Source organism: Bacillus sp. EB106-08-02-XG196, from assembly GCF_013396335.1.
Classification (GTDB): Bacteria; Bacillota; Bacilli; order Bacillales; family Cytobacillaceae; genus Neobacillus.
On sequence record NZ_JABWSY010000009.1, the window covers coordinates 1 to 14313 of the forward strand.

General features: G+C 38.8%; 16 protein-coding genes and 1 tRNA gene. 2 read left to right on the forward strand and 15 right to left on the reverse strand.

Going from position 1 to position 14313, the window contains the following annotated elements; all coding sequences use genetic code 11:
- A tRNA-Leu gene (locus MLOOGBEN_RS14720) sits at positions 1-67 on the reverse strand.
- Between the two features lie 275 nt (positions 68-342).
- Here MLOOGBEN_RS14720 and MLOOGBEN_RS14725 point away from each other — a divergent pair.
- The gene (locus tag MLOOGBEN_RS14725) at positions 343-489 is read left to right on the forward strand and encodes a hypothetical protein (protein WP_179159029.1); all 147 of its coding nucleotides are present in this window, start codon (positions 343-345) and stop codon (positions 487-489) included.
- Between the two features lie 50 nt (positions 490-539).
- Here MLOOGBEN_RS14725 and MLOOGBEN_RS14730 read toward each other — a convergent pair whose 3' ends face one another.
- From MLOOGBEN_RS14730 to MLOOGBEN_RS14755, 6 genes are all read right to left on the reverse strand, one after another.
- Entirely contained in the window at positions 540-1310 is a 771-nt protein-coding gene (locus MLOOGBEN_RS14730) for a class I SAM-dependent methyltransferase (protein ID WP_179159030.1), read from the reverse strand.
- Positions 1311-1404: 94 nt separating this feature from the next.
- Positions 1405-2160: an exodeoxyribonuclease III gene (locus tag MLOOGBEN_RS14735; RefSeq protein ID WP_179159031.1), complete on the reverse strand. Its 756-nt coding sequence runs from the start codon at positions 2158-2160 to the stop codon at positions 1405-1407.
- Between the two features lie 92 nt (positions 2161-2252).
- Positions 2253-3038 carry a divergent polysaccharide deacetylase family protein gene (locus MLOOGBEN_RS14740; RefSeq protein WP_179159032.1) on the reverse strand — a complete coding sequence of 262 codons (786 nt, stop codon included), beginning with the start codon at positions 3036-3038 and terminating at the stop codon, positions 2253-2255.
- 113 nt (positions 3039-3151) lie between these two features.
- Complete coding sequence (locus MLOOGBEN_RS14745) at positions 3152-3568, reverse strand: peptidylprolyl isomerase (RefSeq protein ID WP_179159280.1); 417 nt, start codon at positions 3566-3568, stop codon at positions 3152-3154.
- 245 nt (positions 3569-3813) lie between these two features.
- Positions 3814-4197: a CBO0543 family protein gene (locus MLOOGBEN_RS14750; RefSeq protein WP_256989110.1), complete on the reverse strand. Its 384-nt coding sequence runs from the start codon at positions 4195-4197 to the stop codon at positions 3814-3816.
- On the reverse strand, positions 4190-5326 hold the full coding sequence (locus MLOOGBEN_RS14755) for a DUF2515 domain-containing protein (protein WP_179159033.1): 1137 nt from the start codon (positions 5324-5326) through the stop codon (positions 4190-4192). Before MLOOGBEN_RS14755 ends, MLOOGBEN_RS14750 begins: the two co-directional genes overlap by 8 nt.
- Before the next feature lie 81 nt (positions 5327-5407).
- On the opposite strand from MLOOGBEN_RS14755, the gene shc reads away from it, so the two are divergent.
- On the forward strand, positions 5408-7267 hold the full coding sequence (shc, locus tag MLOOGBEN_RS14760) for a squalene--hopene cyclase (protein ID WP_179159034.1): 1860 nt from the start codon (positions 5408-5410) through the stop codon (positions 7265-7267).
- Between the two features lie 131 nt (positions 7268-7398).
- On the opposite strand, the gene MLOOGBEN_RS14765 is transcribed toward shc, so the two are convergent.
- From MLOOGBEN_RS14765 to MLOOGBEN_RS14795, 8 genes are all read right to left on the reverse strand, one after another.
- On the reverse strand, positions 7399-7902 hold the full coding sequence (locus MLOOGBEN_RS14765; protein WP_179159282.1) for a mismatch-specific DNA-glycosylase: 504 nt from the start codon (positions 7900-7902) through the stop codon (positions 7399-7401).
- A gap of 49 nt (positions 7903-7951) precedes the next feature.
- Entirely contained in the window at positions 7952-8527 is a 576-nt protein-coding gene (locus MLOOGBEN_RS14770; protein ID WP_179159035.1) for a YitT family protein, read from the reverse strand.
- 85 nt (positions 8528-8612) lie between these two features.
- The gene (locus MLOOGBEN_RS14775; RefSeq protein WP_179159036.1) at positions 8613-9926 is read right to left on the reverse strand and encodes a Na+/H+ antiporter NhaC family protein; all 1314 of its coding nucleotides are present in this window, start codon (positions 9924-9926) and stop codon (positions 8613-8615) included.
- 98 nt (positions 9927-10024) lie between these two features.
- On the reverse strand, positions 10025-10453 hold the full coding sequence (locus tag MLOOGBEN_RS14780; protein WP_179159037.1) for a cell wall hydrolase: 429 nt from the start codon (positions 10451-10453) through the stop codon (positions 10025-10027).
- A 104-nt stretch (positions 10454-10557) separates the two neighbouring features.
- Positions 10558-11550, reverse strand: a complete 993-nt coding sequence (mgrA, locus tag MLOOGBEN_RS14785) for an L-glyceraldehyde 3-phosphate reductase (protein ID WP_179159038.1) — start codon at positions 11548-11550, stop codon at positions 10558-10560.
- A 90-nt stretch (positions 11551-11640) separates the two neighbouring features.
- Complete coding sequence (gene abc-f, locus MLOOGBEN_RS14790; RefSeq protein ID WP_179159039.1) at positions 11641-13518, reverse strand: ribosomal protection-like ABC-F family protein; 1878 nt, start codon at positions 13516-13518, stop codon at positions 11641-11643.
- A 143-nt stretch (positions 13519-13661) separates the two neighbouring features.
- Positions 13662-13820: an RAxF-45 family protein gene (locus MLOOGBEN_RS29610; protein ID WP_306430747.1), complete on the reverse strand. Its 159-nt coding sequence runs from the start codon at positions 13818-13820 to the stop codon at positions 13662-13664.
- A gap of 73 nt (positions 13821-13893) precedes the next feature.
- Entirely contained in the window at positions 13894-14310 is a 417-nt protein-coding gene (locus tag MLOOGBEN_RS14795; RefSeq protein WP_218781199.1) for a hypothetical protein, read from the reverse strand.
- Between the last annotated feature and the right edge of the window lie 3 nt (positions 14311-14313).

Consider the following 14313-nt stretch of genomic DNA (forward strand, 5'->3'; position numbering starts at 1 on the left):
GAAGGGAGTCGAACCCCCACGCCTTGCGGCGCCAGATCCTAAGTCTGGTGCGTCTGCCAATTCCGCCACACCCGCATGTATTTAAAACTAAAATAGAAAACTAAGTTGCTAACTTCGCCACGTCGTAGCGGCGACATTGATAATCTTACAACGAATTACGACAAAAATCAACACTAATTTTTAATGATTTTTTTAGAAGTGAAAAATACTAATAAATTAGCCAATCCCAGCAGTAAATCCTTCAAAGAATTTGTACCAAATAAAAAATAAAATGGTTTAGAACCTTTTTAATGGGAAAAAATACAATATGATTCATTCCCAAAAAAAGGAGATGATGTAACCTTGAGTTATATCCAGAAAAAAGATGCTGACAAAATTCTTACAAATCAGGAAAACCAGGATGAAAACTCAAGTAACGGTGAAAAATCACCTGAATTTGATGTTTTTGGAACAGCACTTAATAACCTGCATAGTCCTTTTGAATTTTAAAAACCCATAGTATAAAAGAGATCATCCTCTTTTATACTATGGGTTTTTACTTACCTTTTTATCGCCTTTAAAACAATGGCTTCTCCAACAAAAGAATCAACTTTATCATCCTCAATCAGAATTCTAAATTTATGTTTGATTTCTTTTGATGATTTAAGAATCAATTGCGTTAAATGACTCTTTTCAGGTTCCGGCAGCTTCATGTTCGCACACCATGGTTCAAAACGAAAAGTCTTCTCAAATCGGTGCCATTCAAATATTTCCAAACCACTTTCCTCAAGCTTTTGGATCCATTCGGATTTTTTCCAAGCACGATAATGGCTATAATCCCGTAACTTTTCAATCGAATTATAGAATTGATCGTATTCTTTATTCTCTGGAACTACATTATCATCAAGTAAGAATTGTCCTTTCGGCTTTAATACTCGATGTACTTCCTTTATGAATGAATCCACATGAGGGAAATGATGTGGCGCAATTCTACAGGTAACAATATCAAATGACTCATCCGTAAATGGCAGCTGCTCGGCATCGCCTTGGATAAATTCAACATTTTGATGACCATTATCTTTAATGAAATTCTCAGCTGCTGCCAGCATTTCTGCAGTAAGATCGACTGCTGTTACCTTTTTAACCAATGGAGCAAATGCATTGGCTGTATGTCCGCCGCCAGTTGCAATATCAAGCAGAACTTCCTGACCATTTAGTTTGGCCATTTCCACCATTTTTGCTAAGTCTTTTCCATCCTTATGAATGGGACTGGAAACGTAAGAGTTTGCATTTTTCCCAAATTGCTGCTGAACGTCTTTTTTAATATCCATACTGAATCACCTCTTAATTCTAATTTATTCTAATCAATCGATAATTAAAATTACAAGGTTTTTATGATTCATCATAAGAAAAACTTATAAGACTTTACAATTCAAATTCTAGAACAACAGGGCAATGATCACTGCCCATTATTTCACAATGAATATCTGCAGAAATTAAGGAGTCACGAAGTTTTTCGGAGACAATAAAATAATCAATCCGCCAGCCAATATTCCGCTCACGAACCTTGGCCATGTAGCTCCACCACGTATAAGCGCCTTCTTTTTCCGGATAAAAATGGCGGAAGCTATCTACAAATCCTGACTCCAGCAGGGAAGTCATTTTTCCCCGTTCCTCCACTGTAAAACCAGAATTACCTAAATTAGATTTTGGATTTCTCAAGTCAATTTCCTTATGAGCCACGTTTAGATCTCCACATAAAACTACAGGCTTAACCTGGTCTAAATCTTTTAAATGTGCGATGATTCTGTCTTCCCAATCTAATCGAAAGCCTAGTCTAGCTAAATCTCTTTGAGAGTTCGGTGTATAAACATTTACAAGATAAAAATCCTCAAACTCTAATGTAAGAATTCGACCTTCATCCTGTGAATCCTCATTTCCTAAACCATAAGTGACTGAAATTGGTTCTTTCTTTGTAAAAACCGCCGTTCCTGAATATCCCTTTTTAACTGCGTAATTCCAATATTGATGATACCCCTCTAGTTCAAGAGTAATTTGACCTTCTTGTAATTTTGTCTCCTGGACACAAAAAATATCTGCATTAACATTATTAAAATAATCTAAAAAGCCTTTATTTACACAGGCTCGAAGCCCATTGACGTTCCAAGATACTAGTTTCATAATGAATTTCTTCTCCCTTACAGCCTTTTTTCTATTTGTATTGTCTGTCACGTATTTTAACATAAAACAAGGCAACCCGCAGTTGCCCTGTTTTATGGTTTTAAATATTGTTCTGTTAATTGTGTGGAAAATAGCTGCGAGGCAGGCACAATTTTGATGTTACGTTGTTTAAATTCTTCCATTGATTGATAAATACCTACTGAACATACCTTTCCTGTTACCCCAACATGTCCAATGGCAATTCCGCTTCCAGTAAATTCAGTTATTTTAGCCAATCTTTTCATCTGTTTTCTCACATGGCTTAAGGAGGAAATATCATCTAGGAAGACATCTCTTTTTAAAAGCGGGACGTTCATTTCCTCTGTAACCTTTTGAAACTTTGATTTAGGGCTTGTACCACTGTCGATAATATACAACTTCTTCTCCTTGGCGACTTCTACGATCGCTCTTACGATTTCCTCATCCTCGACTGCTAGGGAACCCATATGGTTGTTGATCCCAACTGCATAGGGAACGGACTTTAATGCATCCTTCACCCTTTGCTTCACCTCTTGTGGTGAAAGATCTACCGTAATGGGTTTCGGACCGAGCCATGAGCGCTTTCCTCTTTTTGGCTGCATCGGTAAGTGAACGATGACTTCAAAGCCATTTTCATGTGCCAATTCGGCGTGTTCCTTTGAATGTTCAGTAAAGGGCATAACCGCTGCGGTAATTGGGACGTCCCCTTCAAGGAAATCTCTAACTCCGCCTGTGCCACCGCCAAAATCATCAATAATAATAGCTGCCTTAAACTGCCTTTGGTCATTTTTTTCAGCTGATGCTGGACTTTGTAAGGACAGCAACAGAAATGGGATTAGAAACAGAGCAATTCTTTTCATAAAAACCTCCCATAGTGATGTTTTTACGTTAATTTGCCCCGAGAGATTGGATTCATTCTTGCGTTTTGAACATACGAAAAAAGAGCCCAATTGCTCGGCTCCTTTCGTACATCCTATTCTTCGTCGTATACTTCCACTTTTTCCATAACATCGCCATTGCGCATTGCTTTTGCTGCTTCAAGACCAGAAGTCACTTTGCCGAAAACAGTGTGAACACCATTTAGATGTGGCTGGGACTCATGAACGATAAAGAATTGGCTGCCGCCTGTATCTTTACCAGCATGCGCCATTGATAATGAACCTGGTACATGTGTGTGTGGATTTCCTTGTGTTTCACATTTAATTGTGTAACCTGGGCCACCTGTTCCAGTTCCAGTTGGGCAGCCGCCTTGGCTTACAAATCCAGGAATTACGCGGTGAAAATTCAACCCATTGTAAAAGCCTTCTTTTGCTAACTTTTCAAAGTTTGCAACAGTACCTGGTGCTTCGTTTGGATATAATTCGAATTCAATCTTTTCTCCGTTTTGCATTTGAATGTGTCCTTTTTTAGCCACAATGAACATCTCCTTTATGTAAAAAATCATTTTTATCATACACTTTCTACAGCAGAAAAGAAAGTTTCATGGATTAAATCCTCAATTTTGTGGTATTATAACAGTACCTCTTCCGAACATTCGCTTGTTGCGGGACACTTAACCACTGTACGGACGGAAGGGGTACGTAGTGTCGTTGGTAGCGGCATTACAAGAAGCCAAGACATGATGTCTTGGCTTTTTTAATGTTCTTTATTTGTCAATTGATAAAATAAGAAAATAAACGAAAAGAAAACCAGATAGCCAAAAAAGCTATAGATATGCTTCCAATCAACAGAATGCTCGAATAGGCCAAATAGTTCAGAAAACCTTTCAACTATAGGCATCAGTAAGCTCAGAAATAGTATAATTCCAATCTTCCCCCATTTCGTAACCTTCTTCATCATCATTAAGTAGACCAGAACGAGAATTGGTAATCCTACAAAGGTGAAGGCAATATTAAATGACAACACCTCAGGAAATGGTCGAATTGGAAACATGTACATTTTCTTGCCAACAAAGTAAAGATCCAAGGAAGTACCCAGCAATATAGCCAATATGATTACAGGGCCATACTCTTTAATCAAAAATGGTAATGACTTTTTTTGCCAAGGCGGCAAGTTCAAGCCTTTCAAGCGTTTTACAGTATTCATATTCAATCTCCCCGTTAATTTGTGTTTCATTAAGCTCCGAGAGATAGTCAGCTATCTGCCAATCACTAAACCAATCTCCCTTTTCCGCTTCTTGATGATGAACATTTTTCCACCCAGTCGTTAAATCAGGACTATAAATTTTCCTTGCTCCCCACCTAAGCTTGCAGGCATTTAAGCGAAGCTGATAGGGAATTCCAGGAATCCCTTCATTCACATTATTGAAAATGTGCGGCCAATAATCCTTTCTTGACCCTGTATGGTGGTGTACTTTTGCCCATTGTACAAATTGATTTAACAATTCCATATTTTGAAAAAGAACAGCATACAATCTTTTCCCTAAAAGAATACGCTCATGTAGAGATTGAAACTGATGAAGCGTTTGCCCGGCGAGGCTCTTTTTTCGATAGGGAAACAAAATATGATTAAATGAAAGATAATCCTGCAGTTTAAACTCTAGCGTGTTTAAGACTTCCTTTTGGTAGTTGGGGTTTTGGATTACCCTTTTTTCCAAATAATTTTGTTCATTAATAATTAGAGCCATAGTGAGAATATAGGTGTCAGGTACCCTCCAAAAGTGATTCCAAATCGTCTCCATAAAGGTAGATATGTTCAAATAAGGCAACAAATAAAATAATGGTTTCTTTCTTTTTATGCTTTCAATGTATAGTAAAAATTGTGGATAAGCGTCTTGAAAAATCAGCCAATTTCCACGTTCTAAAAAGGTAAAAAAGTCATTCCTCTCTTTATTCGTAAGCAGGCGTGTGAGGAGCTCACCCTTTAAATCGGTCATATTCCAGCCGCCATTTCTAGATACCATATGCCCTAAAAATGCCCAATGGATTTCGGGATGTTCTTGGTATACATCAAAATAGGCCTTTGTCCTTGTCACATTATTCAGGTTCAGTTCGCTTGTGTTCCTTATTATCTTTTCTAACAGACCTTGTTCCTCTTTTGTTAAGGTATTGGAGTCCATTACTGAACCCTTTTTCATTTTTACCTTTAATTCGTCCTTAATGGTTTCAATCGGAGTTTTTTCTCTGCTTCTGATAAAAAAAATAATCATAACCCCCCTCGAGAATTCTCTGTATACTTGCTGAATATGTATAGATGAGAAAATTCAATTGGGAGAGGATGAAGTTTTGCGATGATCAATACAAGTAAAGGCATTGACTGGCTTGTTGAAATGCTTAGAAGGGATCAATCTCCCGATGGCTCTTGGCACTATCCATTTGAAACTGGGTTATCGACAGATGCCTATATGATCATTTTATTACGGACATTGGAAATAAATGATGAAGAATTAATTAAGGGGCTGGCCGAGAGGATTTTACAGAGACAAGAAAAGAATGGTGCCTGGAAGCTTTTTTATGATGAAGTGACTGGTAATCTCACTGCCACCGTAGAATCCTATTACGCACTCCTATACTCTGGATACTTTAATAAGCAGGATAAACGGCTCCGAGCTGCAAAAAAGTTTATTTTATCCAAGGGCAGTTTGGATGAAGTTAGTATGTTTACAAAAGTGATGCTGTCCCTAACAGGGCAAATGAAATGGCCATCCTTCTCCCCCCTTCCGATAGAGATCATCCTATTACCACTCAATTTTCCAATCAATTTCTATTCCTTTTCTGTATATGGAAGGGCCAATCTGACCCCCTTGCTAATTCTCACTGATAAGAAATTTACGCTAACAACGAAAAAGAGTCCTGACCTTTCCGATTTACGTGTAGGACGTGATGATTCTGATACCTGGGTTCGTTCGGAGGAAATGCATTCCCTTTTCTCTTTTATTGAAAAAGGGGTTAAGGATTTAATAGGTCTGCCCCAACAGCTTCATAAGCTGGCACTACAGCGGGCTAAAAAATATATGCTCGACCACATAGAAGCAGATGGGACGTTTTTCAGCTACTACAGCTCCACCTTTTTAATGATTTTCGCCCTCCTCGCACTGGGAAATAAGAAAAACGACCCTGTTATTACAGCGGCTATTGATGGGATTAAAGCGATGAGAACGACCATTAACGGACTTCCGCATATGCAATACACGACGGCAAATGTGTGGAATACCTCGTTAATTGGCTGCGCACTGCAAGAAGCAGGAATTCCACCAAAGGATACAATGGTTTTGAAAGCTAATCAATATTTACTAGCCCGGCAGCACGACAAATTCGGAGATTGGGTAATTCATAATCCTAACAGTTTACCAGGAGGCTGGGGATTTTCAAATATTAATACAATCAATCCGGATGTCGATGACACAACCGCATCTTTGAGATCAATTTCTAGAATAAATTCTTCTGATGCATGGAATCGGGGGATTAACTGGTTACTTTCGATGCAAAACGATGATGGCGGCTGGGCTGCTTTTGAAAAAAATACCGATACCAAGCTTTTTGAATTTCTGCCTATTGAGAAGGCTCAGTTTATCCTAACTGATCCATCGTGTGCTGATATCACAGGGCGTACTCTTGAGTTTTTTGGCAACTATACCAATTTATCAAGTGACCATCAAAGTATTAAAAAGGGAGTAAAGTGGCTGTTAGATCACCAAGAGCGGGATGGTTCTTGGTATGGAAGATGGGGTATTTGTTATATTTACGGTACCTGGGGCGCGGTGACAGGTTTATCTGAGGTTGGAGTTCCAAGTAGTGATGCTTCGATTCAAAAAGCAATCCAATGGCTGCATCGAATTCAAAATGCAGATGGCGGCTGGGGTGAATCCTGTTATAGTGATAGTAAAGAAACCTATAAACCACTGGGAGTCAGCACCTTAACCCATACCGCCTGGGCGCTGGATACATTAATAAGTGTTTCAGAACAACCCACTTCTGAAATCCGCAAAGGTATTTCGTATTTGTTGACGAATTTACAAAAAGAAGATTGGACCACTTCCTATCCAAAAGGACAAGGAATGGCCGGGGCTTTTTATATACATTATCACAGCTACCGCTATATATTTCCTTTGCTGGCCTTGGCACATTATCGTAAAAAGTTCGAAAAATAACTCGACGGACTCATTTGGTCCTTCGAGTTTTTGTTCGCTAATATATTTCATTTTTCGCTGATATATTCCACTTATCACTGATATATTTCATATAAATCTGATATATCGAACTATATATATAATTCTTAAAATCACTCTATTATTTCCTTAAGTCCGATATAAATCTCTACGATTTCTTCCACTTTCATTCTTACTAAGCCGCTGGACGATGGTGCGACAAAATCAATTGTTCCCGGGACGACGGGTTTCTCCTGCCTCCCCCACGGAACATTTTTCATGCCGCTGTATTCCTGATAGACTCCCTTTCCTACGTAACAGACCACCCTCGGCTTTAATAGCTCAATTTTATTCCTAAGTATTTCTTTGCCCTCTTTATATTCTTCCTTTGTAATCTCATCTGCAGCTTTCGTAGGCCTAGCCACAATATTTGTAATCCCCATCCCTAAATCTAATAGTTTGGCATCTTCAGCAGCCTCGAATTTCCGAGGAGTCAACCCTGCATCATGTAAAATGCGCCAAAACCGGTTATTTGGATTGGCAAAATGATGCCCCGTTTCACTTGAACGAATACTTGGATTAAATCCCACGAATAGAATCTTTAAATTCTCTTTTATATGATCATTTACTAACTTCAACATAGTAACCTCTATTCAATATTAATGACCCTATTTTACTAAAACCTCTTCATTTTTCATAATGTCCGACCGAGGTGATGGCTGTCGCTAGTAATCCAACAATTGAAACAATTAATAACGAATATAGTAATCTAGGCTCCCGAAGCAGCAAAAGACTCGACATAATAATCACGGTATCAATTGCATAAGCTATAATCCCTACGTTAACCTTTGTCCATTTTGCGAACAGTAAAGCCAGTAGATCCATTCCGCCTGGACTTATCTGATTCCTTAACATCGTCCCTACCCCAATTCCAACGATAGTACCACCGATAATCACAGAACTGATAATGGGTAAATGAAATACATCCTTTAAAGGCATTAAGATTTCAATCATGAAACCTGAGAAAAAAGCCCCGATTAATCCATAAGTAAAGTAGTTTATATCAGACTTATACGCTAGTAAGTAAACAGGAATATTCAAAAAAATAAACGTCAACCCAATACTAAAATGCCATAGATAGTTAAATAAAATACTAATCCCAAACATCCCGCCATTAATAAGATGAAAGGGCAAAATAAATCCGTTCACCCCAACACCAATCATCGTACTGCCAAATCCGATAACCGCCAATTTTTTAAGCATGATACCCATCCCTTGTCCAAAGTTCTATATAACCACTTATATGTAATTACAAGAGAGTTCATGCTTAACTAAAAGACACATTACGTTAAGCAGTTGCTATTCCTTTTGATTTTTGGAAATGTTTGAACAAGGAAACCATTAGCGTCAAAAAAGGTAAAAGCCATAAAAATAATGCATAGGGTAAATACTCAAGGATGGGTATTCCGACTATGGTACTGCACATAATCGCCAACACACTCCAAGGCACCATCCCCGGGAAAATCATGGTCGTATCCCCCATGACCCTTGCCAATTCTGCTTTCCCATATTTACTTGACCAATGAGGCAAGAAGGACCTTCCCGTTAGGATAATCGGCAGCGTTTGATTTGCGGCAATAAAACTGATTAACAGAGTGGCTAGCAAGGTTTTAAACGTGTCTCCTGCTAAAGAAGTTGAATTTTGCAGCCATTTATCAAGATAAGGCTGAATGACGTTCAATTCCTCCAATAGACCATTATAGGCACCCGCTAAGGCAAGAAACAGCAATAGTTCGTACATATGAAGAAAGCCCCCGCCGAGACCTTTAATTCCATTCCAAAATGCGAGAGCTATTTCTACTAGCGGAACACCTTCAATCAACGATAGGATGCCAGCGGAAATGATACTTGATAGAAAAGCATTAATAATACTAACTCGAAACAAAACTAAGAGAAGTAAAATGATGGGTGGAATAAACTTGATCATCGATAGTTCACTCCATCGTAAAGGCTCTAAATGATGTACGTTTACTTCAGAAAAGATATCGAAACTTCCGTAAAAAAGAATAGACATTCCTACAGCGATAAATGTAGTAAATAACATCGCATTCCATTGTTTTTTTACTGGTAATTCAATTGTATGTGCTAGCAGCTGATGAGCACTCGAAAATGGAGAGGTTCTGTCCCCGACAAACGCACCTGAAACCAATGCTCCTGCTACAATCTCGGGCTGCAAATTTAATACCACAGCTGTCCCCAATATAGGAATACCAATCGCACTCAGAGTTCCAACTGTTGTTCCAAGCAGCATAGAAAAGACCAACGCAGCGACAAATGTTAAAACATAAAAATAATGAGGATTAATAAAATACAGTGCGATTTTCACCATTTGTTCAATCGTTCCTAAAAGATACCAGGAAGGGAGTAAAAAACTAACTTGGAATAGAATTAATATGACAATCCTAGTCTTATAAACTCCTCTTATACTGATTTGAAGGATTTGTATGACACCCTGCTTATTCTGCATTGAAAGATAGACTAGAATAAGAAAACCTGGTAAAAACCCAATTACCAGCGGCTTGTGAAATATAACGGACCATATTACACCCATTAATGTAACGGTAAGGAGAAGAATTAATTGTTTCATTGAAAATCTTTTCATTTTGGACCAACCTTATCTTTTTAATAAATTTAATTATAATGATTACTGTATATTTCGAAAAGCAAAAAAATTAGAGCCGTGATTACGGCTCCATTCGATTAATAGGTGCTATAAATATTTTCGCATTCTTCTGCTGTAGGCTGATAAAAACAATGCAATTTATACCGAGAAACCAAAGGCTGGTCATACCACGTTTGCGGGCAATCGCCCTCCGGTCTAAAATACCATAGCGCAAATTTAGCCGGCCAAATTCTTTCACCATCAATAGCCCTTTGAGCCAAGCGCTTTTCTGCCGATCTTGCGCGTTGATAAAAATAACCCTTTGTTGTTGCTTCAAATGCATGTGGCTGATAAATCATTTGCGGAATGGTCCTAAGACCCTTAAAATCAGAGCAGTTTGCTCGAATGCGATTAATTCCAAGATTCCCCACCATCAGCATTCCTTGGATGCCTTCTCCTTCTGCTTCTGCCCTAAGCAGCCTTGCTAAAAGGTCAATATGTTGAGAAGTGGCTTTTACTACTGCCATCTCTTCACCTCCATGTGTGTTCACATACATCATATTCCAAGGAGATAATCTAGCAGATTTAAATCTAGGAGCAAAAACAGCACAAGGGACAGGATTAAGACCTATTAACTTTTTAAGATATCCTCAATCCTATTTAATTCTTCCTCAGAGAAGGAAAGGTTTTTCAAAGCAGCTACATTCTCTTCTATCTGACTTACCCTACTGGCACCGATTAAAGCGGATGTTACCCTACCTTCCCTAAGAACCCACGCAAGAGCCATCTGTGCTAGATTTTGTCCTCGTTCAACCGCAACTTCATTCAGCTTTTTCACTTTATTTACTATATCTTCTGTTACTTGATCTTTACTTAGAAAGCTTTGTGTTTTTGCCGCTCGGGAATCGGTTGGGATTCCGTTTAAATATTTATTCGTTAACAAGCCCTGCGCCAGCGGACAAAACGCAATCGAGCCTACTCCATTTTCTTGTAGCACATCCTGCAATCCATTTTCTATCCAGCGATTTAACATTGAATAGCTTGGTTGATGGATAACAAGTGGAGTTCCTAATCTATTTAAGATTTTTACCGCTTCCTGTGTTTGCTCCGCACTATAGTTTGAAATACCAACATACAATGCTTTACCTTGGCGGACAATTGAATCTAGTGCGCCCATCGTTTCTTCAAGTGGAGTATTAGGGTCTGGACGATGAGAATAAAATATATCAACATAGTCTAGTCCCATTCGATTTAAACTTTGATCTAGACTAGAAATAAGATATTTTCTTGAACCCCAGTCCCCGTATGGTCCTGGCCACATTGTATAACCAGCCTTAGTGGAAATAATCATCTCATCCCGGTAAGGTGCAAAATCACTTTTTATTATTTTGCCGAACATTTCTTCTGCGGACCCAGGCGGCGGCCCATAATTGTTTGCAAGGTCAAAGTGAGTAATCCCTAAATCAAATGCGCTTCTAAGCATTGATCGTCCATTCTCATATGTATCAACTCCGCCGAAATTATGCCATAGCCCTAATGATATGGCAGGCAATTGTAAGCCCGACCGACCGCTCCTATTGTATTTCATCGTTCCATAACGAGACGTATCCGCTAAATAAACCATTTTTCTCCTCCTTTTTTGCTTCCATTTACATTATAAACGCTAACAAATAATTCCCCAAGAGAGAACTTCTCTTGAGGATTGACAGAAAACTTAAACGACATCATCCAGTTGTTTATATAAATGTTCTCTTTCTATTTCCAGCTGCTCTAATTCGGTGTATTGTTTTTGAAGCATTTCCAAATCTATCCCTGATTCCATCCTCTGCTTCAATGTGTGAATGAGGCCTTCTAACTCCTCAATCTTTTGTTCAATCTCAACCGCTTTGTTGGTGACTGACGTTGCTTTAAAAGGCTTGTCATTCCTTATTGCTGTTACTTTTTCAGGTGGTGTTGGCTGCGAAACCTTTACTGCATTTAGCTTTCCTTTTGCCCAGTCATAGTTTCCGTCAAAGAAATAAACAGTTCCGTCCTGAAGCCAATAAATTTTAGTAAACAATTTATTGAGAAAATAACGGTCATGAGATACTGCCAAAATTGTGCCGTTAAAATGTTCTAATGCCTCTTCTAAAACCTCACACGAATCAATATCAAGGTGGTTAGTCGGTTCATCCAGCACGAGAAGATTAATATCCTGATACATCAGCTGAGCAAGGCGCAATCGCATCCTTTCGCCGCCGCTCAATTGATTGACCTTTCGAAATACCGCTGGTCCATAAAATAAAAATCGCGCTAGAATATGTCTTGCTTCCCCCTCATTAACGCTTACTTCAGACCGGAATACATCAATTACCCGTTCCTCTCCAATGGTATGAAAGACATGCTGTGATAAATAGCCGATTTTCACATTACTACCAATCTTAACAATTCCCATGTCACTTTCACATTCACCTAGAATTATCTTTAACAGCGTCGATTTTCCTGTTCCGTTTTCACCAACAATCGCGGTCCGATCCTTGTACTGAACAAGCATATTTACTTTCTCAAACAAAGTCCGGCTGCCAAAGCTTTTTGAGACACCCTCTAATTGGATAACAACCTTTCCGCTCCGGTCATTGGCTTCAAAATCAATCGCCATTTTCTTCACATCCAGCTTCGGACGGTCAAGTTTCTCGATCCGATCAAGTGCTCGCTGCATATTCGTAGCCCGTTTATGAAGTGCTGCGCTAGGTGGATTGGCACGATTTGCCCATTCACGAAGACGCTTAATTGCCTCCTTCATTTTTTTGATTTTTCGCTGCTGCTCCTGATATTCCTGGAACTCCCTTAGCAATCGCTCTTCCTTCTCTTTTACAAACCCGCTAAAGTTTGTATGGTAAAGCTCAATTTCACCATCCTCCATGTCGAGAACTTTGGTTACGACCTCATCTAAAAAGTAGCGGTCATGGGAAATGAGAATAATTGTCCCTGAATATTCCTTAAGGAATGTCCCAAGCCACTCAATTGCCATTAAGTCTAAATGGTTTGTCGGTTCATCTAACAAAAGCAGCTCAGGTTTCTTTAATAAACTTAACGCGAGTCCAACCTTCGTCTTTTCGCCGCCGCTTAAGAGCGAAAAATGTTTATCTAAAAGCCCAATAATATTTAACCCATGGGAAACCATGTCCATTTGCGCATCCATTTCATATCCGCCGTTAAGAATGAAATCATCCTGAAGTTTTCCGTATTGATCCATAAGTCTTTGTAAATGGACAGGTGTCAGTTCTTGCCCCATTTCTACCTCTAATTGTTGAAGTTTTGTTTCTGTTTCTACTAATTGCACAAAGGCAGTTTTTAGTACTTCTTTCACGGTTAAGTCCTTATAATCAGGAATTTGGGCAAGGTAGCCTATTTTTAAACCCTTTTTCCAATGAATAACTCCACCATCAACTGATTCTTGATTAGCAAGCAACTTTAACAATGTGGTTTTCCCGCTGCCGTTTCGCCCAACCAAGCCCACCCGATTTCCTTCGTGAACTTCAAAAGATAAATCCTCAAAAATAATATTTCCGCCAAATGATTTTGCTATATGATTAACACTACATACGATCATGTTCATTCTCCTTTTTTGAACACTCTCTTAACATAAAAAATGCAGGCATCCATAGATACCCGCATCGAAAAATTGGCATGAAAAAAGAGTGCTTAAAAGGCACTCTCTTTTCACCTATTTTAATAATGGGTAAAGAGATGTGTTTATCGTTCTATATTCATTTTGTAATTTTGAAAAAAGGACAGACTCCCCCCTTTGAAAACTACTTCATGAAAAATTGCACGGCACAAATATAGCGCTTCAAGCCACTGTACACGTACAAAAATAGAACGAACCATCTCTTTACACCTCCGTTTCAACATAAGTCAATTCTATTGTAAATAGTTCTAACCATCATTGCAAGCCTATTTATTCAGACAATTAGAAAAGTTTTAACTAATGAAGATACTTTTTCCTTCCGCCAAACTTTCTCCTATAGACAAATTTCCTTACGTCTTCTTCGGTTATTTTTCCATCATAAGCAGCAAACAATAGGGACTGGAGCTCACGATAGTGCTCCATGACAAACAGGGCAAACTCCTTCCGTTCGCCCTTTGCCTGTTTTTTAAATTCCTCATCATTAAGTATTTCTTCAATCTGATCCAGATAAAATGCCTTCGTATCCTCCCATTTTTTCTTTCGATTGTCCAAAATATCACGAGCGTATTCCGGCATTTTTTCAACTACGAGTTCGATATACCCTTGAGACCACATGAGCATTTTGTCTTTTTCAGGTAGTTCCATAACCATTTTCATCAGTTCCAGGCCATCTACTTCTTCACTAGCTGCATATCTTCCGACCTGATTCACCATTCT

Bases quoted from the DNA above. Each gene is read 5' to 3' on its own strand.
- MLOOGBEN_RS14730 (WP_179159030.1), bottom strand. From the start codon at position 1,310: ATGGATATTAAAAAAGACGTTCAGCAGCAATTTGGGAAAAATGCAAAC.
- MLOOGBEN_RS14735 (WP_179159031.1), bottom strand. From the start codon at position 2,160: ATGAAACTAGTATCTTGGAACGTCAATGGGCTTCGAGCCTGTGTAAAT.
- MLOOGBEN_RS14740 (WP_179159032.1), bottom strand. From the start codon at position 3,038: ATGAAAAGAATTGCTCTGTTTCTAATCCCATTTCTGTTGCTGTCCTTA.
- MLOOGBEN_RS14745 (WP_179159280.1), bottom strand. From the start codon at position 3,568: ATGCAAAACGGAGAAAAGATTGAATTCGAATTATATCCAAACGAAGCA.
- MLOOGBEN_RS14755 (WP_179159033.1), bottom strand. From the start codon at position 5,326: ATGATTATTTTTTTTATCAGAAGCAGAGAAAAAACTCCGATTGAAACC.
- shc (WP_179159034.1), top strand. From the start codon at position 5,408: ATGATCAATACAAGTAAAGGCATTGACTGGCTTGTTGAAATGCTTAGA.
- MLOOGBEN_RS14770 (WP_179159035.1), bottom strand. From the start codon at position 8,527: ATGCTTAAAAAATTGGCGGTTATCGGATTTGGCAGTACGATGATTGGT.
- MLOOGBEN_RS14775 (WP_179159036.1), bottom strand. From the start codon at position 9,926: ATGAAAAGATTTTCAATGAAACAATTAATTCTTCTCCTTACCGTTACA.
- MLOOGBEN_RS14780 (WP_179159037.1), bottom strand. From the start codon at position 10,453: ATGGCAGTAGTAAAAGCCACTTCTCAACATATTGACCTTTTAGCAAGG.
- mgrA (WP_179159038.1), bottom strand. From the start codon at position 11,550: ATGGTTTATTTAGCGGATACGTCTCGTTATGGAACGATGAAATACAAT.
- abc-f (WP_179159039.1), bottom strand. From the start codon at position 13,518: ATGATCGTATGTAGTGTTAATCATATAGCAAAATCATTTGGCGGAAAT.
- MLOOGBEN_RS29610 (WP_306430747.1), bottom strand. From the start codon at position 13,820: ATGTTGAAACGGAGGTGTAAAGAGATGGTTCGTTCTATTTTTGTACGT.
- MLOOGBEN_RS14795 (WP_218781199.1), bottom strand. From the start codon at position 14,310: ATGGTGAATCAGGTCGGAAGATATGCAGCTAGTGAAGAAGTAGATGGC.